Source organism: Neorhizobium sp. SOG26, from assembly GCF_003491345.1.
GTDB lineage: Bacteria > Pseudomonadota > Alphaproteobacteria > Rhizobiales > Rhizobiaceae > Neorhizobium > Neorhizobium turbinariae.
In genome coordinates, this window is record NZ_CP025513.1 from 1047906 (window position 1) to 1073443 (window position 25538).

A 25538-nucleotide genomic window follows, 5' to 3' on the forward strand; every position below is an offset into this window, starting at 1 on the left:
TCACGTTCACAGGGAGCCTCCACTGCGATTGACCCGAACGATGAGGTAGATCAGGTACGGTGCCCCAAGCGCGCCGGTGACGACGCCGACGGGATAGCGGCTCGGCAGGAGGAACTGTCCGACGTAGTCTCCCGCCAGGACCAGGGTCGCGCCGACCAGGGCAGACGGGATCAGCAGCGAGCCGCTGTTTCGCACGATGCGTGCAGCAATGGGTCCGGAGAGGAAGGCGACAAAGGCGATTGGTCCGGTGACCGCGGTTGCCGTGGCAATCATGCCCACCGCAGCCATGATGACGATGATCCGTGTCTCTGTGACCTTCACGCCAAGCGCTGCCGCGGTGTCATCCCCCAGACGAAGCGCCTCGAGATCTTTAGCGCGGGACAGGAGTAAGCCGCCGCAGAGGGCCAGCATCACCAGAAGCGGAAGCACCTGCGAAAGCTGTGCACCGTTCACACTCCCCGTCAGCCACCGCATCGCTTCCTGCAGCGTCCAGGATGGCGCCTGCGACAGCACATAGGCGACAAAACTATCCAGCATTGCGGAAACGCCGATGCCTACAAGGATCAGCCGCGTGCCCGCCACACCCTGCCGGGATGAAAGACCGTAGACGCAGAGAGCGACGCCAAGCCCGGCAAAAACGGCGACGACAGAAACAAGGGGGCCGCTCAAGGACAGCAGGACGATCGAAAATACGGCGGCCGCACTGGCGCCAGAGCTGATGCCGATGATGTCGGGGCTCGCCAGCGGGTTGCGCAGCATGATCTGGAAGGCGACGCCCCCCATGCCGAAACTGAGACCCGCGAGGATGGACAGCAGGGCACGCGGCAGCCTCAACTGCCCGACGGTGAAGCTCGCGCCGGGGACACTCTCGCCCAGCAGTACGCGCAGGACATCCCCAGGCGGCGTGAAGCTCTGGCCTAGCGACAAGGCGAGCACGAAGAACGCAAGCACCAGAACGAGGAGCGTCAGGATCACCGAGCCGTGCCTGCGAGCGCGGCGGCGACGGCCTTGTTTGATCGGGTTGATGGAGGCAAGAGCGGTTCCAGTCATAACTCGCGCACCCTCTGCCGCCGGACGGCCCAGATGAAGAAGGGTGCGCCAAAGAAGGCTGTGACGATCCCGACATCCAGTTCGGCAGGCCGTGCGATCAGGCGCCCAAGGACATCCGCCACCAGGAGAAGGCATGCGCCACCCAAGGCTGAAAACGGCAGAAGCCAGCGATAGTCGACCCCGATGAGCAGCCTGCAAAGATGTGGGACGACAAGTCCAAGGAAGCCAATCGGGCCACACACGGCTGTCGTCGCGCCACACAGAAGAACGGCGCCAAAGGCTGCTACTGCGCGGGTCAGCGCCACACGTTCTCCAAGACCCGCCGCGAGGTCATCCCCCAACGCCAGGGAGTTCAGCTTACGCGCCGACAGGAGGCTGATGATGAAGCCGGCAGCCAGGAAGGGCAGCACCGGCAGGATGCGTTCAAATGTTGCCCCGCCCACCCCGCCGATCTGCCACGATTGAATGCCGCCGGCGATGTCGTTGCGCGGAAGGACGACGGCAATGACCATGGAGGCGAAGGCGGCCGACGTTGCGGCGCCGGCCAACGCCAGTTTCAGTGGCGTCGCGCCGCCGCGCCCGAGCGAGCCGATGGTGTAGACAAACACTGCCGCGCTTCCTGCACCGGCAACAGCGACCCAGATGAAAGCCTCTGCTGAGGAGATGTCGAACCATGCGACGCCGATGACCACCGCAAGCGAGGCACCCATGTTGACGCCGAGGATGCCGGGGTCGGCCAACGGGTTGCGCGTGACGCCCTGCATGATAGCGCCGGCGAGGGCCAGCGCGCCACCGGCGAGCGCGGCTAGAACGGTGCGCGGGATACGAACATTGACGGCAGCTTGACCGATGCTGTCGACCTTGCCTTGTACGCCGGCAAGGATATCGCCCCAATCGACGTCTCGCGTTCCGACGGTTACAGATAGCGCGCAGAGCAGCAGAAGAAGCACAAACAGTCCCACCAGCCACACGCTGCGCGTGGCATTGGTGCGTGCAAGCACGCTTCTCTGGGGTGGCCGTCTCTGCGTCAGCATTATGGAGATTTCTTCGCCGCCTCGCTGAGGAGAGCCACATAGTCCTTCAGCACCCAGGAGATTGAAAGCGGGGTGGGGTTAGCGGCCGTGCCCACTGGATTGCGTCCCAGGGTCACCAGCGCACCTTTGGCGACAGCCGGCATCTTTGCCATCAGCGGGTTCTTTGCCAGGGCGTCGAGAAGCTTGGCGTCGCCGTAGGTGACGAGAATGTCGACGTCATCGAAATCATCGACACGTTCGGCGCTGATCGATCCGGAATATTTGCCCGGCACTGATGCTTTCGACACGCTCTTCGGCGACTTCAGGCCAAGATCCCCGAAGAATTTCACGCGCGTGTCGTTGGTCGTGTAGAAGCTGACGGTGCTGAGGTCGGTAGCGTTGAGATGGGTGATGAACATCGCCGTTTTGTCCCGCAGTTCCGGATGTCCCGCGAGCGTTTCGGCGATCTGTGCCTCGATCTTCGCAATCAAGGCCTCGCCTTCCGCGGCCATGCCGAGGCCGAGGCTGTTGAAGCGGATCATCTGGCGCCAGTCCGTTGACCAGGGCGCCTCCGGATAGGCAACGACCGGCGCGATCTGGCTCAGCGTATCGTAGTCAGCCTGGCTGAGCGCTGAATAGGCGGCGAGGATCACATCGGGCTGGGCCGCGGCAACCGCCTCGAAGTCGATTCCGTCCCCTTCATCGAACAGGATGGGCTTATCCGCCTTAAGCTCCGCTAGTTTTTCGGCGACCCACGGCAGCAGGCCATCCCCATCATCATCGCCGAAATTGGCGCGGGCAAAGCCGACCGGCACGACGCCGAGCGCCAGCGGGACTTCATGGTTTGCCCATGCCACGGTGACGACACGTTCCGGCTTCTTCTCGATGACCGTGGTGCCGAGAGCGTGGTTTATAGTGACCGGGAAGGCGCCTTCTGATGCCGACCACGCACCTGTTGCCCAGAGCGCCGCGCCGCATGCGACAAGCAGTCGGATCCACACAACAAACAACCGCAGCATTTCAAACTCCGCCGGACATTAAGTGGACTTTCACTTTCAGGTTCACTCCCGCACGTCAACGATAATGCAGTTGGGCGCGCCCAGAGGCGGTGACATTTCCGCGGAATCCTACAAGGCCAAAGAAAAATACAATACTAGACCTCGTTTCTCAAGTTAAGAGCCGCAACGGGGACAAAACACGACATGATGCAGCGGGCGCTTTGGGCTCAGGGGGCATCTGCGGTTCACTTCCCACAGATTTTGTTGATCTCGCTGCAAGCAGCGCCTTAACCGTTTGGAACGCGTCATGGACATGAACAGAGTACACCGTCACCTAAAGCCCGGCCGCGTCGCGCATCGAAAGATCGCCTTGCTTGGGTGTACGGCGCTTGCTCTTGTTGCACCGGCGCTGGCATCGGCACAGGACATCAACAGCGTGACCGACGGCCCGACGCTTGCCCCGATCGTCATCGAAGGCAATGGTTCGAGCACAGTACTCGACACCAGCAATGACTCGAAGTCGATCGTCGCTACCCAGACGACGGGTGTCGGCAAGCTGCCGACGGACATTCTCGTTGCGCCAGCCTCCGTCTCGGTCATCACCTCGAAGGAAATCGAGGAACGTGACGCAGAAACCGTCGAGCAGGTTGTTCAATACACCGCCGGCGTCGTGACCGACTTTTACGGTGGGGACGACCGCTACGACTATTTCGATATCCGCGGATTCACACCCTATACCTATCGTGACGGCTTGGCTGTCGGCCGCACCTTCGGCGGTGTTCGCGAGGAACCTTATGCATATGAGCGTATCGAAGTACTCAAAGGAACGAGTTCATCGGGCTTTGGCGCAGCAGAGCCGGGCGGCTCCGTCAACTACGTGACCAAGCTACCGAAGCGCGAGCGCTTCGGCGAAGCCTATATCACTGGCGGCTCCTTCTACCACAAGGAGGTCGGCCTCGACTTCGGCGACAACATCACGGAAGATGGCTCGCTCTCCTACCGCCTGACCGGCAAGCTGCAGGGCGCAGAAGCGGAATACGATTATTCCCAGAACGATGAAAAGTTCATCATGGGTGGCCTGACGTGGCGCCCGACCGACATGACGAGCCTCTCCTTCGTGTTCGACCACCTGGAGCGGCAGGGTGTGCCGGGAAATGGCGGCCAGCCGCTCGGCACTAACTTCGATCGGGACAAGTTCTTCGGCGAGCCGGACTACTACTTCCTCGACACGAGCCGCAACGTCTACAGCCTGATGTTCGACCACGACTTCGGCAATGGGCTGAGCTTTGCGTCCAATGCACGCTACAGCAAGGCAGACAACGCCTTTGGTAGCGCTTACCTGTCGAACACCCGCACCGACGGCTCCAATCTCGCCGATCGTTACTTCTTCGGCAGTGACACGTCCGCCGAGCAGTTCGTCATCGACGCCAACCTGATCTACGAGACGAGTTTCGAAAACGTCGACAGCCGCACCTTGATCGGCGCCGACTACAACAACTTTGAGTCCAGGAACTACGGCCTCTACATTCCGGGCGCTCCGCCAATCAACTGGACCAACCCGGTCTATTCAGGCGGTCCGATATCCACGGCACCAACATCCGGAACGGGAAATGACCAGGTCACCAAGGCGATTTATCTCCAGCAGGACCTGACCTTTGCCGACAGACTGACCGTCAGCCTCGGCTTGCGCAATGACTGGTTCGACCTCAGCCAGACCAACCTCCTCACTGGTGCTTCTTCCTCAGGTGACCATAGCGAGTTCACCAAGCGTCTCGGCGTGAGCTACAAGATCACCGAAGAGCTGGCTGCCTTTGCGAGCTACGCGGAATCCGCGGCACCTCCCGGTATCGGTACCGATCCGACTACGGGCAAGCAGTATGAGATAGGCATCAAGTACCGTCCGGATGCCTTCCCTGCCCTCTTCACCGCTTCGGTCTATGACCTGACCAAGGGCAACATCACCGTCTACGACAGCGTCACCTACCTGCCGGCAACAGTGAACAAGGTGCGGCATCGTGGTGTGGAGCTCGAAGCCAAAGCGGAGATCGCCGACAACTTCAACATTATCGCGGCCTACAGCTATATCGACTCCAGGATCGACGAGCCGGGTGGTGCCAGCGACGGCAACCGCTTGATGCGTGTTCCGGAGCACACGGCGTCGATCTGGGGCACATATACGCTTGAGGGCGACGGGAACCGCGGCGACATGACCTTCAGCCTCGGTGCACGTTTCCTCGACTCGTACTTCCTGAACCTCACCAACACCGGATCGTCGGAAAGTGCCGTGGTTTTCGACGCTGCCTTCACCTACAAGGTGGCGGAGAATACGACGCTCCAACTGAACGCCAGCAATCTGTTCGACGAAAAGCATATCGCCAGCCAGGACAGCGGTGGCGTGTACTACAATCCGGGTCGGGCCATCTACGCAACGCTGCGCCAGACCTGGTAATCGCGAAAAGCTCGTCTTGTCTCGGCAGGACGAGCGCCGTCCCTAGGTTAGGCCTTTCTTGCGTCGCCACGCCGCCGGTGTTTCGCCGGCGGTTTTGCGGAAAACCTTCGTCAGGTGCGCCTGGTCGGAAAAGCGGAGCTGGTTCGCGATCTCTGCGAGACTCAAGTCCGTCTCCCGCAACATCGTTTTCGCAAGCTCGATCCGCTTGCCCAGCTGCCATTGCAGGGGTGTCTTCCCCACGGTCTGCTTGAAGACACAGGAGAACCAGCTTTCCGACAACCCAACCGCGGCCGCCATTTCGGCGACCGACACCCGTTGGCCACAGCGCGCGTCGACATAGGCGTTCAGCTTGTTCATTTGCGCCTGGGTCAGCCGGCCGTTGGCTTGATCCTGTTGATCGCCGGTAAGGTCAAGCAACCCGGTGACGATGCTCCCGACGAGGCTTTCGACATAAGCACTGTGCCTTGATGGAGTTGCAAGTTCATCTATCACGAGGCCAGCGAGTGTCTCGACCGCATCCGCCTGTTGAAGCTCGACCGGGCGATTGATGGCTGCCAGAGCCGCGGACCGTCCAATGGAGGGGGCCAGATACTTGACCAATCGGTCCTTGTGCAGATGCAGGTTAAGATGCCCGAAGCGATGCCCCTTCTCGCTGCTTGTCCACATCGGCACACCAGCCGGGACATACAGCGCCTTCATCATCGGCCGGTAGTACCGTTGGATGTCTCCGCCGGTGTTGGACAAGCGGATGCGTGACGACACGTCGTTCCGGAAGATCATGATGCGCGGGTCGTCGGCGAGGTAATACCCCTTGGCGCCGGCCTGGCTTTCGGCCTCCCAATACACGCCGACCATGCCATCCATCTGTCGCCACCGTGCCGGGGCGACGGGCCGGATGCCCTCCGTATGCCAGATCATCGAGTGCCAGAAGTTCAATGTCACACATCCATCTCGCGCCGGGCGTCCTGAGAATGCGCCCGGCTTGCGCCTCGCCCCTACGGGTCAGGTGCCTCAAATTGGCGACGCCCCGTATAAGATGAGCGATAACATCATGTTTATATCGATGGCAACATAAACAGGTTCGGCTTGCGCCGTCGAAGGAGGCGATACCGCGTTGTGACGACGCGGTATCGGCTGGCTAAGGTCAGGCCTTCGCAGGGAAGGCTGCTTCAAACAGGCGCGAAAGCCTGTCGGCGAAGGCACGCGGATGCGCGGGTTTGTCACCGTCCAGAATGCGGGCTTCATCCAGCAGAAGCCAAACCGCATCCTCCTTTGCAGACGTCTCGGAGATGGAGGCAAGGCCCGAGATCAGCTTGCTCTGCGGGTTGATCTCAAGCACCGGCTTCGACGCGGTCGAGAGGCGGCCTGCCCCTTGGAGGATCTTCTCCAACTGGCGGTCAGGACCCTGCTCGGAGGCGACGAGGCAGACCGCACTTTCGGTGAGGCGTGAAGAGACACGGACTTCGGCAACTTCTTCCTTCAGCGTCTCGCGGGCGAATTCAACAAAGGCGGCCACCTCGTCAGACGGCTTGGCAGTGCTGTCTTCCTTGGTCTCGCCACCAGCGACCTTATCAAGATCGCTCAGACCCTGGGTGATCGACTTGAAGCTCTTGCCTTCAAAATCCTGGACGTTTGGAGCCCAGAAGCTGTCGACCAGATCGGTAAGCAGGAGAACCTCGATGCCGCGGGCTCGGAAGCCTTCCAACTGCGGAGAAGCATTGAGCTGCTCAAGGCTGGTTCCGGCAATGTAGTAGATGGCCGACTGACCTTCCTTCATGTCCTTGAGGTAGTCCGCGAGGCTCCGGTGCCCTTCACCGGACGCCGTGGTCTTGAAGCGGGCGAGCTTCAGCAGTTGCGTGCGACGCTCGAAGTCGTCGTAGATACCTTCCTTGAGGATCGCGCCGAACAGTTCCCAGATCTTGTCGAAGTTTTCGGTGTCGCTTTCCGCCTGCTTTTCCAGCGCCGTCAGGATGCGGCTCGTCACCCCCTTGCGGATGGCGGCGAGGATCGGGCTTTCCTGGATCATTTCGCGGGAAATGTTGAGCGGCAGGTCTGCGGTGTCGACGATACCGCGCATGAAGCGCAGGTAGCGCGGCAGGAGATCGGCATCATCGGTGATGAAGACGCGCTTGACGTAAAGCTTCATGCGGCCGTGACGCTCGACGTCAAAGAGATCGAACGGCAGCGAGCCTGGCACGAAGGCAAGCGCTGTATATTCGTGGCGGCCTTCCGCCCGGAAGTGCACGTTCAGGAGCGGCTCGTCATACTGTCCTGAAACGCCACGGTAGAAGTCGTTATATTCCTCCTTGGTGATGTCGCTCCGCGACTTCGTCCAGAGTGCAACGCCATCGGTCACTTTCGCGGGTTCGGCGCCAGCCTTCTCCACAAGTTCGATCGGAACCGGGACATGGCCAGACTGCTCGCGGATGATCCGCTCGACCGCCCACTTGCCGGTGTAGGACTTCGCGTCTTCCATCAACTGGAGGGTCACCCGCGTGCCTCGCGCCGGTGCATCCGCGGGGTCGACCGGCGATATGGTGTAGCTTCCCTTGCCATCGGACGACCACTTCCAGGCCTGGTCCTGGCCGGCACGGCGCGAGACCACGTCGACGCGATCGGCCACCATGAAGGAAGAGTAGAAACCGACACCGAACTGGCCGATCAGTTCGGCCTTGTCATTGGCCTTTGCGGCTTCGAGCCGCTCCATGAAGGCGCGCGTTCCCGAACGGGCGATTGTGCCGAGAGCATCGACCAATTCCTCGCGGCTCATGCCGATGCCGTTGTCTTCGACGGTCAGCGTCCGCTTGTCTTCGTCCAGTGAGATCAGGATGCGCGACGGTGCACCGTCCGCTGCAAGTCCCGGCTGTGAAATGGCTTCGTAACGGAGTTTTTCGCAGGCATCGGCCGCGTTGGAGATAAGCTCGCGGAGAAAGACGTCCTTGTCGGAGTAAACCGAGTGCACCATCATGTGCAGAAGTCGGCTGACGTCAGCCTCGAAACTGTGTTGTTCCGCGGCGTGTTCTTGCGTCATCGTGGTCATTGTCACCCCATCATGCTGGAAATCGCGCGACAGATGGTTTTCGCGCTGGCGGATTTCAAGCACCGGACCTGGGCAAGATCAACGAGTTTTCGGCAGGGGTGGCCGAGCGCCGCATGGAACGGCGCCCGGCATTGTCATGTCTTAGGCATGCAGATCGAAGCGATCTGCATTCATGACCTTGTTCCAGGCCGCAACGAAGTCGTTGATGAACTTCTGCTTGGAATCGGACTGCGCATACACTTCGGCGATGGCGCGCAACTGCGAATGCGAACCGAAGATCAGGTCGACGCGCGTTGCGGTCCACTTCGGTGCCTTCGTCTTGCGGTCATGGCCCTCATAGACGCCATCCTTGCCTTCGACCGGCGCCCATTCCGTGCTCATGTCGAGCAGGTTAACGAAGAAGTCGTTGGTCAGGGTTTCCGGCTTGTCGGTGAACACGCCATGCTCCGGCTGGCCAGCCTTCAGCACCCGCAGACCACCAACGAGCACCGTCATTTCCGGCGCCGTTAGCCGAAGAAGCTGAGCGCGATCAACAAGCGCCTCTTCCTGCTGCATGAACTGGTGCTTCGACGTGTTGACGTAGTTGCGGAAACCGTCTGCACGGGGCTCGAGCGGAGCGAAGGAATCAACGTCCGTCTGTTCCTGCGAGGCATCCATGCGGCCAGGCGTGAAAGGTACGACGACCTCGTGACCGGCGGCCTTCGCTGCCTTCTCGATGCCGACTGCGCCACCGAGCACGATCATGTCGGCAAGCGAGATCTTCTTGTTGCCGGTCTGGGAGGCGTTGAATTCCTTCTGGATGCCTTCCAGAACCGCCAGCACCTTGGCAAGCTGTGCCGGCTGGTTTGCTTCCCAATCCTTCTGCGGAGCAAGGCGGATGCGGGCGCCGTTCGCGCCGCCGCGCTTGTCGGAACCACGGAAGGTCGAGGCAGAAGCCCAGGCCGTGGATACGAGTTCCTGGACGGAAAGGCCGCTCGCCAGGATCTTTTCTGCGAGAACCGCCAGGTCCTTGTCATCCACGAGGTCGTGGTCGACCGCCGGAATGACGTCCTGCCAGATCAGGTCTTCTGCCGGTACTTCCGGGCCGAGGTAGCGAACCTTCGGACCCATGTCGCGGTGGGTCAGCTTGAACCAGGCGCGAGCGAAGGCATCCGCGAACTGATCCGGGTTTTCGAGGAACCGGCGCGAGATCTTTTCGTAAGCCGGATCGAAGCGCAGCGACAGGTCGGTCGTCAGCATGGTGGGAACGCGCTTCTTGGACGGATCGAACGGATCCGGCACGGAAGCCTCGGCACCCTTTGCACGCCACTGGTAGGCGCCGGCCGGGCTCTTTTCGAGTTCCCATTCGAAGTTGAACAGGTTTTCGAAGAAGTAGTTGCTCCACTGGGTTGGCGTCTGCGACCAGATAACCTCCGGACCACCGGTGATGGCGTCGGCGCCGTGGCCGGTACCGAATTTGCTCTTCCAGCCGAGGCCCTGCTCCTCCAGGGCGCCACCTTCCGGCTCAGCACCGATGAAGGACGGATCGCCTGCGCCATGGGTCTTGCCGAAGGTATGGCCGCCGGCAATCAGCGCCACGGTTTCTTCGTCATTCATGGCCATTCGGCGGAAGGTTTCGCGGATATCGCGTGCTGCTACGACCGGATCAGGGTTGCCGTTCGGACCTTCCGGATTGACGTAGATGAGGCCCATCTGCACGGCGCCAAGCGGTTCGGACAGCTGGCGCTCGCCGCTGTAGCGCTCGTCGCCCAGCCAGCTGCCTTCCGGACCCCAGAACAGTTCTTCCGGCTCCCAGGTGTCGGCGCGGCCACCGGCAAAACCGAAGGTCTTGAAGCCCATCGATTCGAGGGCGACGTTGCCCGTCAGGATCATCAGGTCCGCCCAGGAGATCTTGTTGCCGTACTTCTGCTTGATCGGCCAGATCAGGCGACGGGCCTTGTCGAGGTTGGCGTTGTCCGGCCAGCTGTTGAGCGGCGCGAAACGCTGCTGTCCGCCGCCTGCGCCGCCACGGCCATCGGTGATGCGATAGGTGCCTGCGCTGTGCCATGCCATGCGGATGAAGAGGCCACCATAGTGACCAAAGTCGGCCGGCCACCAGTCCTGCGAATCCGTCATGAGGGCGCGAAGGTCGTTCTTTACGGCCTCGAGGTCGAGCTTCTTGAACTCTTCGGCATAATTGAAGGACTGCCCAAGCGGATCACCGAGGCCGGAATTGGCGTGGAGAATCTGCACGTCCAGCTGGCTCGGCCACCACTCCTTGTTCGTTCTGCCGCGGGGCGTGTGTGCAACCGGACATTTGCCGGCGTTCTCCTTGGACTGAGCATCCATGACTGTTCTCCTAGTTTCCCTTGACCCGCGCAGATCGACCGATCGCGCCTGGTTCCCGTCCGGTGCAAGCTAGGGAGACGTAACAATCGTCCCCGCTTCCCCGGAGGTCTCTTAGCCCAGCTCCACGATAATTTTAAGTTGGATTTGCTGATTGCTGCGATAAGATGAGCTTATGAAGAACGTGACCCTGAAGCAGCTTCGGTATTTTGAGGCGCTTGCTCGCGACGGCAGGTTTCGGATTGCTGCGGAAGCCTGCGCCATCTCACAGCCAGCGCTTTCCATGCAGATCAAGGAACTGGAGCAGGAGCTAGGCAGCGCACTGTTCGAACGAAACGCAAGGGAGGTTAAGCTCACAGAATTCGGCAAGCTGTTTGCCTTGCGCGTTCGCGACATCCTGCGGGCCGTCGATGAACTTGGGGATTTTGCCCGCACCTCGCGAAACCACTTCCTGAAGCGGCTGCGCATCGGCGTCATCCCGACCGTGGCGCCTTACCTGTTGCCGGTCATCATCAATGACCTGAACCGCACCTTCAGCGGCATCGAGATCGACGTCCGGGAAACGCTGACGACGAAGCTCGTCCAAGAGGTCATCCAGGGTGGGTTGGACATGGCGATCGTCGCTCTGCCCGTATCCGAGCCAGCGCTCAAGGAGATGACGCTGCTCGAAGAACAGTTCGTGTTGGTGCGGCGACGCGAGGACGAGGCAAAGCCCGTGCCGGAGCGCGAGGCGCTACGTGAGATGCGACTGCTCCTGCTTGAGGAAGGCCATTGTTTCCGCGACCAGGCACTTTCCTTCTGCAAGGCGGGGCCGATGCGACCGAAGGAGATCATGGAAGGCAGTTCGCTTTCGACGCTGGTACAGATGGTCGGCGCCGGCATCGGCGTGACGCTGATCCCGGAAATGGCAGTTCCCGTGGAAACGCGCTCGGCGCTGGTGTCCATTGCGCGGTTTCCGCCGCCCCAGCCATCGCGCCGTATCGGGATTGTCTGGCGCAACTCCGCCCCCTTGGCCATCCAGCTTCAGCAGATCGCCGACGTCATCCGCCAATCCGCCCAGTCGCATCTGGTCGCTGAGCCGTCTCAGCCAAGCCTGGCGTCAGTAGGGTAAGCCGACGTAGTTTTCGGCGAGCGCGGTCGAGGCTGCGCGGGAATGCGTCAGGTAATCCAGTTCGGCTTCCTGGATCTTCTGGTCAAACTCGTCAGTATCGGGGAAGCGGTGCATCATGGTGGTCATCCACCAGGAGAACCGCACCGCCTTCCAGACACGCGCGAGCGCCTTTCCGGAATAGGCGTCGATGCCTGCGGACGAGCGTTCGCCATAAAACTGCTGCAAGCCCTCAAAGAGGTAGTACACGTCGCTTGCGGCCAGGTTCAGCCCCTTTGCGCCCGTGGGAGGTACGATGTGGGCAGCATCACCAACAAGGAACATGGTGCCGAAGCGCATCGGTTCGGCCACGAACGAGCGTAGCGGCGCGATCGATTTTTCGAAGGAAGGCGCGGTGACCAGCGCTTCGGCATGGTGAGCCGGAAGACGCCGGCGCAACTCATCCCAGAAGCGATCGTCGCTCCAGCCCTCGATCTTCTCGTCAAGGGTACACTGGATATAATAGCGGCTGCGCGTCGGCGACCGCATCGAACACAGCGCAAAACCGCGCGGATGGTTCGCATAGATGAGTTCGTGATTGACCGGAGCAACCTCTGCGAGGATCCCGAGCCACCCGAACGGATAGACCTTCTCGAAAACCCGGATCGCACGCTCCGGAACCGCCTTGCGGCTTGCGCCATGGAAACCGTCGCAGCCGGCGATGAAGTCGCAGTCGATGCGATGAGAGATACCGTCCTTGCGGTAGGTGACATAAGGCGCAGCCGTGTCGAAATCATGCGGCTCGACATCGGACGCTTCGTAGATGGTCACGCTGCCATCCCGCTTCCGCTGCTCCATCAGATCCCGCGTCACCTCCGTCTGCCCATAGACCATGACGCGCTTGCCGCCGGTCAGGCCAAGGAGGTCGATCCGGTGGTCGCGTCCATCGAAGGCGAGCGAAAAGCCGTCATGTGGCAGGCCTTCCTCATGCATGCGTGCGCCGCAACCTGCCTTGTCGAGGAGGCCGACCGTCCCCTCCTCCAGCACGCCCGCCCGCACGCGTCCGAGAATGTAGTCCTTGCTCACACGGTCTAGGATGACGTTGTCGATGCCAGCCTGCGTGAGGAACTGGCCAAGCAGCAGCCCTGACGGACCCGAGCCTATGATGGCAACCTTTGTACGCAACGCAGACCTCCCTGAGCGTTAAGCAGGTGAAATGTGCTTGACTTAGGAAGCGGTCACAATGGACATTTGGTTCGCGAAATTGCACTTTCCAAACTTAGGGCACTCTTGATCTCATGGCGACTGTTCCAAGCTTCCACCTCTACGGAGAGAAACTTGATGAGGAGCCACGTTTCTGGATCCATTGCGAGACCATCAAGTCTCGCAGCAGCCGTCACCGGTGGGAAATCCGCCTGCACCGGCACGAGCGCTTGTTCCAGATCTTGTATATTGCTGCCGGATCTTGCGATGCCATCGTGGGCGATGAAACGCGCGTGCTTCTGCCACCGACGATCCTCACGCTTCCGCCGGGTGTCAGCCACGGTTTCCGATTTTCCAAGGATGTCGAAGGTCTGGTCATCACCATCGAGCGTTCGCAACTGGGAGAACTGACGCGAGAGCGCGGTCGTTTCGCGCAGTGGCTTTCGGCGCCACAGGCCGCGACACTCGATCCTGAGGAACCGGACCACGCCTACCTGATGGATACGCTGCAGCGGGTTGCGCACGAAAATTGGCGCGGTGACAGCGGCGACGACGAACTGCTGCGGGATTATGTGGCGCTTGCGGTGCGTCTGGCAGCGCGCACTGCGGTAGGTGACGCCTCGGCGCCCGCTGACGGTCGCGATGAAAGACTGGCCTTGCTCAACACGCTCATCCAGCAGCACCACAGGGAGCACCGGCCGCTATCGTTCTACGCGGACCAGCTTGGCGTTTCGCTGACGCATCTCAATCGTCTTGTGCGCACTGCGACGGGACAGACGCCGCACGATCTCATCACCGCGAAACTGCTCGACCAGTCAAAGCGCGAACTCACCTTCTCGATGGCGACGACGCGTGAGATCGCAATGCGGCTCGGTTTCGATGACCCCGCCTATTTCTCCCGCTTCTTTTCCAAACATACGGGAGAAACGCCTGGCGCCTGGCGACGCCGGGAGAAGGCGCGGCTGAACGCCGGCGCCGAACCTCGACTGGAAAGGGCAGCCAACGCTTAGCGAGGAGCGCTTGTGGGTTCCCTGCGACGACTTAGAAGACTGGCGCGGATCAGTTCGGCCTTGCTGAGAGCAGGCGGTGGAGGTGGCGCCGGCACGGGTGCAGGGGCAGGTTTCGCCTTTTCTGCTTTTGCGCTCTTGAGCGAGATCAGGCGGCGCTGCGCGACCGAGCGGTCTTCATCCGAAAGCGGCTCCACCGGATTGCCGTCGATATCATGCCGCATCGCGCCTGGCTGTGCGCTTGCCATGTAGTATCGCTTGCCATGCACGAAGGCGCTGACAGCCCGCCGCAGAACGGTAACGCCAACGCCCGGCTTCAGGAGGCTGCGGATCTCATCAAAGAGGCCGATGGCGAAAGGGCGAACTGGATCGCCGGGACGCTGTGGAAGCACCCCGATCGGACGCACTAGGAGTTCGTTCACGGCTTCCGCCTTGCGGATGTCAGCCTCGGTCGCTCCGATCGCGCCTTTTTGTGCCGTCTCCGTTCCACTCATCGTTCAAACATCCCAGCCAGCCGTGACGGCCAGCATCTCATCATTTCATCGCGAAGTCTGTTGTGCCGCGGTCTTGCCCTAACTCGGCAAATTTTACCAGCCAATCTTCTTCACGATTGAATGACGGATCCCCAAGAGGGTCAACGAAATGCTGCGCGGGTGTGATAGTCTGACGCAGGCAGGTCCCCCAGGACATCCTTAGCAACCTTTCTTCCCGCGACAATCGCGCCTTCCATGTAGCCGGGAAATGACAGGGCAAGTTCCGAGGAAGCGAAATATATCGGTTTATGTCCGCGACGCAGGATATCCTCGGCGTCCGTTGCATCCGGCATGACGATCACGTCGCTATAAGCACCGCCACTCCATCGGTCGTCGACCCAGTCACGGATGTGGATGTCGCGGATGTCCGTTGCCGCAGTTCCAAGAATCTCGCGAAGCTGCGAACTGATAAAGGCCTTGAGTTCTCCCTTCGAGCGACGGTGCCACTGTTTTGCTTCTGGCCCGCCGATGAAGACGGCGAGACCTGCATGCCTGTTGTCGCTTGCGTCGCAGGCGTAAAGACCCTGCGGCATCGACCACATGATCTCGCCGCTCAAGCCGTGGTCTCGCCAAAACGGCCGATCGAAGGTGACCCGGAGCTTGATGGCCTCGCCGGGAGACCAGGCTGCCAAGGCCTTCTGCAATGACGGCGGCAGTGGTGGCGAATATTCGAGCCGGCGCGCAATCGTCGGCGGCAGAGCCAGCACAAGGCGCTTTGCCCGCAGGCGCAAACCCTCAGCTTCAACCGAGACCCTGTCTGCCTCGTAGATTATGCGGTGTATGGGGGTGCTGAGCCTCAGATCGGTTCCCAGCCGTGCGGCTATCTCTTCCGCGAGTGCGTGTACGGTGCCGGGCAGGAACATCTCCATCTCGGAGTGGCTGCCGGTGATGCGTCGGTCATTGTCGGCAAGGTAAAGGAACTGCACCTCCGCCGGATCCTTGCACCACAGCCCCTTCACCATTCGCAGAAAACCTTCCTTAGCCTCCGGCGGCATGTCATGTTGCCGGGCAACCCAATCCGCGACGGACAGTCCGGCAAGTTCAGGATCCCTTAAGGCGGTGGCGGCCATGCGGCGACGCAGGGCACTCACGCCTTGCCATTGTGCCTCGCCCGCTTCGGCTGAGATCGCTGGTTGGTAGGCTGTATTCCCAGTGTAATGGGTTGTCGCGACCTCTCTTCCCGTCTCCTGGCTCAGGTTCATCAGATTGGTCATGTCGCGGGAAAAGAACTGGCCGCCGGTATCGATGCGCTGGCCACCGGAGAGCAAGGCACTTTCGACCTTACCCCCGACACGGTCTTGCGCCTCCAGCAGACAGATCTTCAGCCCCGCATCGGCCAGGTCCAAGGCGGAAGAGAGTCCTGCAAAGCCTGCACCGACGATGATGACATCGAGCATCTGAGGTTCTTCGAGTATTTGTTGCTGGGGGAGCTATAGCACGCCGCGCGGGTGGCGGCACGAGTGGAGGCTTGGCTTGAATAGCCAAGAGAAGAGGCTGATGTCCCGTTGGAAGGACATCAGCCTCTGTCAGATCAATGCGGTACGTTGGTAGAGGTAGACTGCCCGCGGTTTTCACTGCCCTTCAGGCTGCTTGCCTCCTCAGCAATGCGGTCGCGCGCGACGTCATGCACTTCGCTCGCAACGGAAGCCGCTGCGGCATAAACGTCCGATGCGACATGCTGCGCCTTGTCGACAGCGTTGGAAGCTTCAGCCGAGAGCTTGGACTTGACGCTATCGGCTGCTTCGCCGATCGCCTCGTTTTCCTGCCGGGTCGTTGGCAGCGCCGCGCCGATTGCAGCACCAACGGCAAAGGCCAGGGCGCCGCCAATCAGAGGCTGATCCTTGAAGTGCTTGACGATGCTGTCATTCAGTACGGATCCGGCGTCCATGGTGCTGCGGCCAGCATCAGCAAAAGCCGAGCCGATCTTTCCCGTCGAGGCCGTCATCTGCCGCCAGGTATGCGACGCCCAGCCCGACGCCTGGTCCAGCAGCTTTCCTGCTTCGTCGCGGATGCTGCTCACCTGTTCGCCGGACGCATTGACGAAGCCGCGGAAGGTCTGCCCGCTTTCGTCCATGAAGTGGCCCGCGCGGCGTCCGGTGTTGTCGGTCAGTGCCTTGAAGCGCTTGCCGGCGCCATCGACGAAATGGCTGTAGCGGCTGGTACCGTCGGACTGAACCGGGCCTGTGCGGCGAACTTCGCCTTCGATGGTCGCGAGCGGATATTCGACGTAGTCATCGTCGGTATCGTAGGAAGAGTAATCATCTTCCCGAGCGTAGGAGGCGATGTTCGTCTTCGGCCCAGCCATCAGCCATGCGAGGCTTACGCCCATCATGGCAAGCGGGATCGGATTGTTCTTGAACGCAGTCCCGAGGTTGGCGAGATATTCCCCGCCGCCGGAGGATTTCGTGTAAGCGAGCACCTCATCGACCATCTGGCCCGGCGACATGCGCTGCTGGATGGCGTCGATCTTTTCTTCGATCCGGCGGCGATCGGCTTCGATGTCACGTTCGATCGCGGCGGAATTCGTGTTCTCACTGCTGTAGGCCATCACGTTCTCTCCTTGATGAGTTGCGCATCACGCCGCAGCGAAGCGGAGGTGCGATCGAGCTTCAGGTTTTCGCCACGCAGGGCGGAGAGACCGCGCGAGATCATGACCCAGGCGATGATGGCCACGACAACGCCGACGATTACGGACGAAAGCGCGTCCGCGTTCGGCTCGGTCATGCCCTGGGCGACCAGGAATGCCGTCAGGCCCTTCACGAGGGCGGCCAGCAGAACACCGACTGCGCCGATCGCGATCACGAGACCGGCGGCAAATGCCTCAACGCCGGTCAACGCATGCGACATCTTCTCGGACGCTTCGGTCTTGGCGAGGTTGATCTCCTTGCGGAACAGACCGGAAATGTCCGCTACCAATCCGGATACAAGTTCCGAAAGTGGCCGGTTGTCGAGTGAACTAGCCATTGAAGCGATCCTCCGAGGTTTGGTTGAAGCTCGGGCTGGAAGAGGGCTGCATGCCGAGCGGGGTTGTGGTTGCGGACGGGGGATAAACAGCCTGCGACGCCATCGGCTCCGTAGACGAAGTCGTGGCGGTGTCTGCCGATGCCTTCAGGAAGCGGCTTGCGGCAAGGCCCGCCATGGCGGCAAGACCGAGGAATGCGAGCGGCTGCTTGCGACCGAAGTCTTCGGCGATGCGTGCGACCTGGCTGAGATCGCGATCCTTGATGTCGTCTGAAAAGCCGCGGACGCTTGAGCCGATGCTGCGGGCGATCCGGCCGATGTCCCGCTGGTCTCCCTGTTCTAGCTCGTCTGCGACCTTTTCGACCGCGCCGGCTATGCCGCTCAGCTTGTTGGCGATGACATTCTTGTGCTCCACCGCCATCTGTTCGGCAGCATGTGTCGCTTCGTTGAGCTGGCTCTTCGCCGTTTCCTTGACCGACTGCAAATCTTCCGCAAGGCGCTGTTTCATCGCGCCGCCCGAAGCGTCAGCCGACTGCGACGAGGCGCCCAGATTGGAGGAAGGCGTGCCCTGATTTAAGGATGTTCGATTTTCGTGATAGGCTGGGTAGCTGGAGGGATTGGCTCTGCCACCGTCCTGATTGAGATCTCGTTCGGTCATGGGATTCTCCGATGCGCTTAGCGATCAAGCTGCTTGCTGGCAGCAACCGGACAATCAACCCGAATGTCATGGATATGGTTCCATTTTGCTCAAATCGGATCCCTGCTCAGATCCTGCATCGCTTGAGCATGCCAGTCCCCCGCCCGCGGCCTTTCGTGACGGTTTAGGTTGCCGGCTGTGGCATCGGTAGCCTCTTAGCGAACGAGATGAAGCTGTAGCGTCCAATGCTACTGAAGATGTTCTGGGCCTGCGTGTCGGGAGGACAGTTCGTGGAGAAGCATGACGCCCTGCTCAAGCAGGAGTTCCGCTGCGTGGACATCGCAGTCGGCGAGGTTCGAAGACAGTCCCCGCAGCGTCCCGGCAACAGCCATGGTGTTCTGCCCGGCGGTCACGTCACCCTCATCCTCGGCGTCACTCGCCGCCTGCTCAAGCGCAGTCGCAACAGTGTCGAACATGAGGTGGCGTTCGTCGAGGTCCATGTCCTCGAACGCCTTGGCTGCGAATCCCATGATTGCTCCTTTCTTGTTGTTGCTGACTACGGCCAGCAACTGACATCTTGGATTTGAGTATTTCGGAATTGTCTAATATCTGGTGTTCGAGTTGCCAGTCTCAAGACCTCCTTGCAGCAACAGGTTGTGAGATGTCTGTCCGGCAATTTCGTCCTGCAAAGAAAAAGGCCGCGACCAACTCGGCCCCGACCCTATGGATTCCGTCGCTTCAAAGCGCAATCGGAGCAACTGGTTCAAGGATTGTCGCGCTTGAAAATCCAGTCATGGTCCGGATGGTTCTTGAACCGCCACTTGCGCATCGGCCCTGCCATCACGTTCAGGTAATACATCTCGTAGCCGTAGGGTGCGCCGCAGGGATGATGCCCTTTCGGCACCAGAACCAGATCGTGGTCCGCAACCGCCATGGTCTCATCCAGCGAACCGTCCTCGGTGAAGACACGCTGGAAACCAAAACCCTGCGCCGGGTTGAGCCGGTGGTAGTAGGTTTCCTCCAGATAGGTCATGTCCGGGAAGTTGTCTTCGTCATGCCGATGCGGCGGATAAGAAGACCAGTTGCCCGCCGGCGTGAAAACTTCCGTCACCAGAAGGCTGTCGGCCACATCTCGCTCTTCCATGGCAATTGGGTAGATGTAGCGGGTGTTCGCGTCCTTGCCGCGCGTATTGAGCGACAGGCCGTCCGGTCCGATCAACGTCGCCTCGCGTCCCGGCTTGGCAGGTGCGGTGCAGACGGCAAGGGTGCAGTCTGTTGTGGCGGTCGCGCTCCAATCGGAGCCGGCGGGGATGTAGACACAATGCGGCGGCTTGCGCTCGAACACGTTCATCCGGTCGCCAAGCTCGCCAAAGGTCTTGTCGCCTCCGGAAATGTCGGCCTTGCCCTCGACCAGCACGAGGATGACCTCGGTCTCGCCCGTTGGTTCCGCGGCGCTCTCGCCAGCTTTGAGACGATAGAGACCGAAGCCGACATAACCCCAGCCGGCATCCTTCGGCGTGATATCATGCACCTTTCCGGACGTGCCGTTCGGCTTGCGAAGCAGGTTCGTCATGCGTGTCCCCTTCCCTTGTCGAGTCCGGCCGCGAGTGCCATCGCTTTCAATGAAGCCAAGCCCATGCTCTGGTATTCGAACGGGTTGCGGACATCCGGATCCTGCTCCGCCTCGATCACCAGCCAGCCGTCATAACCATGCTCGGCGGCAAGCTTCAGGACCGGCGGGAAACTTACGCCGCCTTCCTTGTCACCTGGAACAGTGAACACGCCGCGCCGCACGCCTTCCAGGAAGGAAAGCCCTTCGTTGCGCACCTGCGCGGCGATCTCCAGCCGGACGTTTTTCGCGTGGATATGTCCCACGCGCGCCATGTGCTTCTTCGCCACCCGTTCCGGGTCGCCGCCACCGAACAGGGTATGGCCAGTATCGAGCAGCAGCTTGGTGTGCGGCCCGGTGTTCTCCATCAGCCGATCAATCTCGTCCTCGCTTTCGACAATTGTGCCCATGTGGTGATGGTAGACGAGGCTGATGCCCTGCCCTGCCGCAAACTCGGCCAGCGTCTCGACGCCAGCGCCAAACGTCTTCCAGTCAGCGTCCGTCAGCCTCGGCCGATCATTGACTGCCTTGCCGTCATCGCCATGGATGGCGTTGGATGTCTCGCAGACGATGATGACTTTGGACCCCATCGCCTTCAGGAGATCGAGTGCCGGCTGCATCGCCGCCTTCTCGTCCTCGATAGAGTTCACGAGCAGGTTCAGCGAGTGCCAGCCGGACACATAACGTAGCCCGCGTGGCTCCAGCACGGCCTTCAGCGCATTCGGCTCCTGCGGAAACTTATGACCCTTCTCGATGCCGTCGAAGCCGATCTTCGCGGTTTCATCAAGGCATTGGTCGAGACTGATATGCGCGCCGAGCGTTCGGTCGTCGTCATTCGACCAGGCAATGGGATTGGTGCCGTAGAGGATCATGTCAACGTCTTTCCTTGAGTGCGGCTTCATAGGCGGCGCGTGCTTGAGCAACTTCCGCGCGGGTCGAGACTTCCGGCACGGCGACATCCCACCAGTGCCCGCCACCTTCCGGGGTTGGATATGGATCGGTATCAATAACGATCACCGTTGGCACCTTCGCCTCGCGGGCGCCATTCAGCGCGGCCTCAAGATCCGCGATCGTCGATACCTTGCGGGCGTCCGCACCCATGGCGGCGGCGTGCGCAGCAAAGTCGATCTGCATCGGATTGGCCTGGTTGGTGTGCTCATAGAGATTGTTGAACTCGGCACCGCCGGTCGCCATCTGCAACCGGTTGATGCAGCCGTAGCCGCGATTGTCGGTGATCACGACGGTGATCTTGATGCCCATGGCGACCGCGGTCGCGAGTTCCGAGTTCATCATCATGTAGGAGCCGTCACCGACCATCACGATCACGTCGCGCTCGGGTTCGGCCATCTTGATGCCAAGCCCGCCGGCGATCTCGTATCCCATGCAGGAGAAGCCGTATTCCATATGGTAGGAGAGCGGCTTTCCGGCCTTCCACAGTTGATGCAACTCTCCCGGCATCGTGCCCGCGGCACACATGACGACCGTGTTGTCGCGAGACGCGCGCTGGACCGCGCCAATCACCTGCATGTCTGTCGGCAGCAGGTTGCCGTCCGCCGGCGCAGCGGTCACCGCATCCGCTTTGGCGAACCAATCCTGTTTCAGCGTCTGATCGATGGCGGGGAAGCGGTGGTCGCCGAGGGCCGCGCTGATCAGTTCCAGCCCGACCTTGGCATCGGACACGAGCGGGATGGCATCGTGTTTTGTGCTGTCATAAGGCTGGACGTTGAGCGACAGGATACGGCGGTCCGGGTTCTTGAAAAGCGCCCACGAGCCTGTCGTGAAATCCTGGAAGCGCGTGCCGACGCCGATCACCAGGTCAGCCTTCTCGCAGATCGCGTTGGCGCTCGCAGCACCCGTCACGCCGACGGGTCCGAAGTTTGTTTCATGATCCCAGGGCAGCGCCGACTTTCCAGCCTGCGTTTCGACGACCGGTATGTTGTGCTTGGTGGCGAAGGCTGTGAGGGTCTCCGTCGCATCGGAGAAATGCACGCCACCGCCGCTGACGATGACCGGATTCCTCGCCGCAAGGATCGCCTCAACCGCCCGTTTCAGTTCATTCTCGTCTGGCCGGGGCCGGCGCCAGTACCAGGTCTTCGGCTCGAAGAAGCTTTCGGGGTAGTCAAAGGCTTCCGCCTGCGTATCCTGGCAGAAGGCAAGCGTCACCGGCCCGCAATCAGCCGGATCCGTGAGCGTCCGCATGGCGCGAGGCAAGGCCGTAAGGAGATGTTCCGGACGGCTGATACGGTCGAAGTAACGGCTGACGGGGCGGAAGCAATCGTTGACGGTCGCAAGTCCATCTCCAAAGTCCTCGATCTGCTGCAGCACCGGGTCCGGCCCACGATTGGAAAAGACGTCGCCCGGAATGAGAAGCACCGGCAGGCGGTTCACGTGTGCCAGCGCCGCCGCCGTCACCATGTTAACCGCGCCTGGTCCAATCGACGAGGTGACGGCCATGGCCCGCTTGCGACGCAACTGCTTTGCATAGGCGATCGCGGCATGCGCCATCGACTGTTCATTCTGGCCGCGATAGGTCGGCAGCTGGTCGCGGATGCCGGCCAATGCCTCGCCCATGCCGGCGACGTTGCCATGCCCGAAGATGGCCCAAACGCCCGCGACGTAAGGCACGCCCTCCTCCGTCATCTGGTTCGCCAGGTAACGCACCATCGCCTGCGCGGCGGTCAGTCTTACCGTCTTCATCAGCCGTTTCCTCCGCTCTTTGTCGCCGCCCGTGCCTTGTCCCAGAGTCTACAGAGCTCACGATACTTGCGTCCCATCTCGTCCACCGCCTGCTCGTTGCTGATCATGCCGGCAAACCATTGCCGCGCTGTATCGCCGAAAATCGTGCGGCCAACGGCAAAGCCCTTCACGAGATCAAAACGGGCCGCGGTGGCAAAACTTTCCTCAAGCTCCGACATCGGCGCATCGAGGCCCAGTACGACGATCCCACGCGTATTCGGATCATGAATTTCGATCGCCGCACAGGCGTTCGCCCAGGCAGCCTCGCTTTTCATCGGCTCCAGCTTCCACCAGTCCGGATAGACGCCGATCTGGTAGAAACGCTCGATGATGTCCGCAACCGTGCGGTCATCGGTCGGCCCGACCTTGGAGGGGATCACCTCCAGCAGCATTTCAAGCCGATTGCGGCGGGTGGCGGCAAACAACCGCTGCACGACCTCTTCCTGTTTCTCCCGCATCTCGGGCGGGTCTTCCGGATGATAGAAACACAGGACCTTGGCGACATTGTCCACCGGCCATTCGGTAATGCCACCGAGGTCGACCCCGAGTTCCGGCTCCAGCGTCAGCGGGCGTGAGCCGGGCCGCTCGGTCGGCCGGCCGATCCACAGGCCCGTGCCGGTCGCCTTGTAGAGCGTCTCGCGCCCAAGTCGACCGTCGCAGAGGATGCCGAAACCATGCCTGCCGTCGGCAACTTCGAGGGCAGCCTTCAGGCATAGCGACTTGAAGACATCGATCCGCTCCGAGGTCTGTCCTGCCTCGTCGGCGATGGCTTCCAACTGCATGCGGTGGTCGAAGGCGAAGACCCGCAGCTCAGGCCAATCACCCGTCCGATTGGTCGACCAGTGTACCTGTTCAAGTGCTGCATCCTTGCGGAGTGCCTTCTCGCGGATGCCGGTGCGGAAGAAGTACTGCAGTTCCTCCCAACTCGGATAGGCCGGGGTGCAGCCATGCCGCGATACGGCGAAGGCACCACAGGCGTTTGCATACTTCAGAGCCGTCGGCCAGTCTTCGCCCGTCAGCCAGCCCTTCAGGAGGCCAGCCATAAATCCGTCGCCGGCGCCCAGCACGTTGAAAACCTCGATCGCAAAACCCTGGCCGGTTTGGCCCTTGTCAAGGCTGTCCGGGATTTCGCCTTCGAATACCACCGCACCCATTGGTCCACGCTTGCAGACCAGCGTCGCCCCGGAAATCTTGCGCACGGCCTTCAACGCTTCGAGTGTATCGGTCGTGCCGCCGGCAATATGGAACTCTTCCTCCGTGCCAACGATGAGGTCGAACAGATGCAGCGTCGATTGCAGCTTGGCGGTTACCTTGCCGGACTCGATGAAGCGGCTTTCACCCGCCTCGTGCCCCGCAAGCCCCCAGAGATTGGGACGGTAGTCGATGTCCAACGCAGTGCGAGCACCGTTTTCGCGGGCAAGTCGCAGTGCCTTCATCACGGCCGCTTCCGTTTTTGGATGCGACAGATGCGTGCCGGTGGCGCAAACGCAGCGCGCTTCTGCGATATAGGCGGGATCGATATCATCCTCGCAAAGCGCCATGTCAGCACAGTTCTCGCGATAGAAGATCAACGGGAACTGGTGCTGGTCGCGGATCCCGAGCAGCACGAGCGCCGTCAGACGCTCAGGATCAGTCTTGACGCCGCGAACGTCGACACCCTCGCGCACAAGCTGTTCGCGGATGAAACGACCCATGTGTTCTGCGCCGACCCGGGTGATCAGCGCCGATTTAAGTCCAAGCCGCGCCGCGCCGGCCGCAATATTGGTCGGTGAGCCGCCGATATACTTGTTGAAGGAAGACATGTCCTCCAGGCGCCCGCCCACCTGCACGCCGTAGAGGTCCACGGATGAACGGCCGATGGTGATGAGATCAAGTGACGCCAACATATCCTCCCTGCGGCGGATGATGCCGCCAGATGAAGCGACCGAACCTCCCCAGTCGCTTCACAAATGGATCATAAATTCCATTTCTTACGTTCGCAACACAAACGTTCACGGTGATCGCGCCGTGCCGACCGCAACTGAGAGGGTAATAGCGAGGCACAAGGTTGCCGATAGGGAGCGGAAGGCGCCGAAATCCACCTCGGAAACGGAAAGGGTGATCGCATCGAACCGCCTCAGCGGACTAACGATCGTATCGGTCATGGCAACGACCGGGATGCCACGCCTTCCAACTGCCTCCACCATCTCGATGGTTTCGGCTGCATAAGGGGAGAAGGTCACCGCAAGCAGCACATCATTCGCGCGGATGGCGTTGCGGTTGTCGAGCCCGCCCACTCCGGAATGCAGCATCGCTGGCACGTTCATCTTCTCGAACGCGTAAGCGATATAACTTGCCACCGGATAAGAGCGCCTGAGGCCGATGATGTGGATCATCTCCGCCTTCGCAAGCACCTCCACCGCTGCGCCCAGCGCCTTCGAGTCCACTGTCTTCAGGAGGTTCTCCAGCGAAACGCGACCGACGTCCACGAATTCGGCAAGCAGCGCCGCAGGGCTGCCTTCGGCTTTTTGCCGCAGGTTCTTCAGCCTGGTGGAATAATCCGGCCAGCCGGCGGTGTAGGATTCCCGGAATAACCGCTGCATATCCGAGAAGCCGGAGAACCCGAGGATGCGGCAGAAGCGCATGAAGGCCGACGGCTGCACACCCGCCCCTTCCGCCAGTTCGGCCACCGTGGAGATCGCGATGCGGTCCTTGTTCGCTGCGACATATTCCGCGCATTGCCTCAGCCGCTTCGGCAGGCTTTCGGCCACATCCATCAGCCGCTCATCGAACTGCGCGATGCTGTCCGGCGCCCTCTCCTGCATTCCCCTACTCCCGCCGCCTTGACACAGATAAGGCTGCAATCTAGCAGAATGGAATTTCTATTCCAAACTTCAGTTTGGGCAGGGAG

The 25538-nt window shown here is 61.0% G+C and carries 21 protein-coding genes; 3 read left to right on the plus strand and 18 right to left on the minus strand.

Annotated features, from left to right (window positions below; all coding sequences use genetic code 11):
* Positions 1-6: 6 nt before the first annotated feature.
* The 3 genes from CYG48_RS21635 to CYG48_RS21645 are packed head-to-tail and all read right to left on the minus strand — an operon-like array spanning position 7 to position 3082.
* The gene (locus tag CYG48_RS21635; protein WP_118852709.1) at positions 7-1050 is read right to left on the minus strand and encodes a FecCD family ABC transporter permease; all 1044 of its coding nucleotides are present in this window, start codon (positions 1048-1050) and stop codon (positions 7-9) included.
* The gene (locus tag CYG48_RS21640; RefSeq protein ID WP_118852710.1) at positions 1047-2084 is read right to left on the minus strand and encodes a FecCD family ABC transporter permease; all 1038 of its coding nucleotides are present in this window, start codon (positions 2082-2084) and stop codon (positions 1047-1049) included. The genes CYG48_RS21635 and CYG48_RS21640 overlap by 4 nt, the downstream gene beginning before the upstream one ends.
* Positions 2084-3082: an iron-siderophore ABC transporter substrate-binding protein gene (locus tag CYG48_RS21645; protein WP_118852711.1), complete on the minus strand. Its 999-nt coding sequence runs from the start codon at positions 3080-3082 to the stop codon at positions 2084-2086. Before CYG48_RS21645 ends, CYG48_RS21640 begins: the two co-directional genes overlap by 1 nt.
* Before the next feature lie 286 nt (positions 3083-3368).
* Here CYG48_RS21645 and CYG48_RS21650 point away from each other — a divergent pair, with 286 nt between their 5' ends.
* A complete protein-coding gene (locus CYG48_RS21650; RefSeq protein WP_118852712.1) occupies positions 3369-5510 on the plus strand; it encodes a TonB-dependent siderophore receptor in 2142 nt (713 codons plus the stop codon).
* 42 nt (positions 5511-5552) lie between these two features.
* Here the strand turns inward: CYG48_RS21650 and CYG48_RS21655 are convergent, their stop codons facing one another.
* The 3 genes from CYG48_RS21655 to katG form a co-directional block, all read right to left on the minus strand.
* A complete protein-coding gene (locus CYG48_RS21655) occupies positions 5553-6446 on the minus strand; it encodes a helix-turn-helix domain-containing protein (RefSeq protein ID WP_118852713.1) in 894 nt (297 codons plus the stop codon).
* 208 nt (positions 6447-6654) lie between these two features.
* Entirely contained in the window at positions 6655-8550 is a 1896-nt protein-coding gene (gene htpG, locus CYG48_RS21660; protein ID WP_118852905.1) for a molecular chaperone HtpG, read from the minus strand.
* A 141-nt stretch (positions 8551-8691) separates the two neighbouring features.
* Positions 8692-10878 (minus strand): catalase/peroxidase HPI, encoded by a 2187-nt coding sequence (katG, locus tag CYG48_RS21665; protein WP_118852714.1) that lies wholly within the window; start codon positions 10876-10878, stop codon positions 8692-8694.
* Positions 10879-11050: 172 nt separating this feature from the next.
* On the opposite strand from katG, the gene CYG48_RS21670 reads away from it, so the two are divergent.
* Positions 11051-11986 carry a hydrogen peroxide-inducible genes activator gene (locus tag CYG48_RS21670; protein ID WP_118852715.1) on the plus strand — a complete coding sequence of 312 codons (936 nt, stop codon included), beginning with the start codon at positions 11051-11053 and terminating at the stop codon, positions 11984-11986.
* Here CYG48_RS21670 and pobA read toward each other — a convergent pair.
* The gene (pobA, locus tag CYG48_RS21675) at positions 11975-13147 is read right to left on the minus strand and encodes a 4-hydroxybenzoate 3-monooxygenase (protein ID WP_118852716.1); all 1173 of its coding nucleotides are present in this window, start codon (positions 13145-13147) and stop codon (positions 11975-11977) included. The two genes, CYG48_RS21670 and pobA, sit on opposite strands and share 12 nt — an antisense overlap.
* A gap of 113 nt (positions 13148-13260) precedes the next feature.
* Between pobA and CYG48_RS21680 the strand changes: the two genes are divergently transcribed.
* The gene (locus CYG48_RS21680; RefSeq protein ID WP_118852717.1) at positions 13261-14175 is read left to right on the plus strand and encodes a helix-turn-helix domain-containing protein; all 915 of its coding nucleotides are present in this window, start codon (positions 13261-13263) and stop codon (positions 14173-14175) included.
* Here CYG48_RS21680 and CYG48_RS21685 read toward each other — a convergent pair.
* The 11 genes from CYG48_RS21685 to CYG48_RS21735 form a co-directional block, all read right to left on the minus strand.
* Positions 14172-14666, minus strand: a complete 495-nt coding sequence (locus tag CYG48_RS21685) for a ProQ/FINO family protein (protein ID WP_118852718.1) — start codon at positions 14664-14666, stop codon at positions 14172-14174. The two genes, CYG48_RS21680 and CYG48_RS21685, sit on opposite strands and share 4 nt — an antisense overlap.
* Before the next feature lie 140 nt (positions 14667-14806).
* The gene (locus tag CYG48_RS21690) at positions 14807-16102 is read right to left on the minus strand and encodes a flavin monoamine oxidase family protein (protein WP_118852719.1); all 1296 of its coding nucleotides are present in this window, start codon (positions 16100-16102) and stop codon (positions 14807-14809) included.
* Positions 16103-16236: 134 nt separating this feature from the next.
* Positions 16237-17253, minus strand: a complete 1017-nt coding sequence (locus tag CYG48_RS21695; protein ID WP_118852720.1) for a DUF3618 domain-containing protein — start codon at positions 17251-17253, stop codon at positions 16237-16239.
* Positions 17253-17669, minus strand: a complete 417-nt coding sequence (locus CYG48_RS21700; RefSeq protein WP_118852721.1) for a phage holin family protein — start codon at positions 17667-17669, stop codon at positions 17253-17255. Before CYG48_RS21700 ends, CYG48_RS21695 begins: the two co-directional genes overlap by 1 nt.
* Entirely contained in the window at positions 17662-18324 is a 663-nt protein-coding gene (locus CYG48_RS21705) for a nutrient deprivation-induced protein (protein ID WP_118852722.1), read from the minus strand. Before CYG48_RS21705 ends, CYG48_RS21700 begins: the two co-directional genes overlap by 8 nt.
* Positions 18325-18551: 227 nt before the next feature.
* Entirely contained in the window at positions 18552-18833 is a 282-nt protein-coding gene (locus CYG48_RS21710) for a hypothetical protein (RefSeq protein WP_118852906.1), read from the minus strand.
* A gap of 233 nt (positions 18834-19066) precedes the next feature.
* Positions 19067-19876 carry a 5-deoxy-glucuronate isomerase gene (gene iolB, locus CYG48_RS21715; RefSeq protein ID WP_118852723.1) on the minus strand — a complete coding sequence of 270 codons (810 nt, stop codon included), beginning with the start codon at positions 19874-19876 and terminating at the stop codon, positions 19067-19069.
* A complete protein-coding gene (gene iolE / locus CYG48_RS21720; protein ID WP_118852724.1) occupies positions 19873-20784 on the minus strand; it encodes a myo-inosose-2 dehydratase in 912 nt (303 codons plus the stop codon). The genes iolB and iolE overlap by 4 nt, the downstream gene beginning before the upstream one ends.
* Before the next feature lies 1 nt (position 20785).
* Entirely contained in the window at positions 20786-22609 is a 1824-nt protein-coding gene (gene iolD, locus CYG48_RS21725; RefSeq protein WP_118852725.1) for a 3D-(3,5/4)-trihydroxycyclohexane-1,2-dione acylhydrolase (decyclizing), read from the minus strand.
* On the minus strand, positions 22609-24534 hold the full coding sequence (locus CYG48_RS21730) for a bifunctional 5-dehydro-2-deoxygluconokinase/5-dehydro-2-deoxyphosphogluconate aldolase (protein ID WP_199925327.1): 1926 nt from the start codon (positions 24532-24534) through the stop codon (positions 22609-22611). Before CYG48_RS21730 ends, iolD begins: the two co-directional genes overlap by 1 nt.
* 105 nt (positions 24535-24639) lie before the next feature.
* Entirely contained in the window at positions 24640-25452 is an 813-nt protein-coding gene (locus tag CYG48_RS21735; RefSeq protein WP_118852726.1) for a MurR/RpiR family transcriptional regulator, read from the minus strand.
* Between the last annotated feature and the right edge of the window lie 86 nt (positions 25453-25538).

Excerpts from the sequence above, each read along its gene's own strand:
- CYG48_RS21635 (WP_118852709.1), bottom strand. The coding sequence starts at position 1,050 with ATGACTGGAACCGCTCTTGCCTCCATCAACCCGATCAAACAAGGCCGT.
- CYG48_RS21640 (WP_118852710.1), bottom strand. The coding sequence starts at position 2,084 with ATGCTGACGCAGAGACGGCCACCCCAGAGAAGCGTGCTTGCACGCACC.
- CYG48_RS21645 (WP_118852711.1), bottom strand. The coding sequence starts at position 3,082 with ATGCTGCGGTTGTTTGTTGTGTGGATCCGACTGCTTGTCGCATGCGGC.
- CYG48_RS21650 (WP_118852712.1), top strand. The coding sequence starts at position 3,369 with ATGGACATGAACAGAGTACACCGTCACCTAAAGCCCGGCCGCGTCGCG.
- htpG (WP_118852905.1), bottom strand. The coding sequence starts at position 8,550 with ATGACCACGATGACGCAAGAACACGCCGCGGAACAACACAGTTTCGAG.
- katG (WP_118852714.1), bottom strand. The coding sequence starts at position 10,878 with ATGGATGCTCAGTCCAAGGAGAACGCCGGCAAATGTCCGGTTGCACAC.
- CYG48_RS21670 (WP_118852715.1), top strand. The coding sequence starts at position 11,051 with ATGAAGAACGTGACCCTGAAGCAGCTTCGGTATTTTGAGGCGCTTGCT.
- CYG48_RS21680 (WP_118852717.1), top strand. The coding sequence starts at position 13,261 with ATGGCGACTGTTCCAAGCTTCCACCTCTACGGAGAGAAACTTGATGAG.
- CYG48_RS21685 (WP_118852718.1), bottom strand. The coding sequence starts at position 14,666 with ATGAGTGGAACGGAGACGGCACAAAAAGGCGCGATCGGAGCGACCGAG.
- CYG48_RS21690 (WP_118852719.1), bottom strand. The coding sequence starts at position 16,102 with ATGCTCGATGTCATCATCGTCGGTGCAGGCTTTGCAGGACTCTCTTCC.
- CYG48_RS21695 (WP_118852720.1), bottom strand. The coding sequence starts at position 17,253 with ATGGCCTACAGCAGTGAGAACACGAATTCCGCCGCGATCGAACGTGAC.
- CYG48_RS21700 (WP_118852721.1), bottom strand. The coding sequence starts at position 17,669 with ATGGCTAGTTCACTCGACAACCGGCCACTTTCGGAACTTGTATCCGGA.
- CYG48_RS21705 (WP_118852722.1), bottom strand. The coding sequence starts at position 18,324 with ATGACCGAACGAGATCTCAATCAGGACGGTGGCAGAGCCAATCCCTCC.
- CYG48_RS21710 (WP_118852906.1), bottom strand. The coding sequence starts at position 18,833 with ATGGGATTCGCAGCCAAGGCGTTCGAGGACATGGACCTCGACGAACGC.
- iolB (WP_118852723.1), bottom strand. The coding sequence starts at position 19,876 with ATGACGAACCTGCTTCGCAAGCCGAACGGCACGTCCGGAAAGGTGCAT.
- iolE (WP_118852724.1), bottom strand. The coding sequence starts at position 20,784 with ATGATCCTCTACGGCACCAATCCCATTGCCTGGTCGAATGACGACGAC.
- iolD (WP_118852725.1), bottom strand. The coding sequence starts at position 22,609 with ATGAAGACGGTAAGACTGACCGCCGCGCAGGCGATGGTGCGTTACCTG.
- CYG48_RS21730 (WP_199925327.1), bottom strand. The coding sequence starts at position 24,534 with ATGTTGGCGTCACTTGATCTCATCACCATCGGCCGTTCATCCGTGGAC.
- CYG48_RS21735 (WP_118852726.1), bottom strand. The coding sequence starts at position 25,452 with ATGCAGGAGAGGGCGCCGGACAGCATCGCGCAGTTCGATGAGCGGCTG.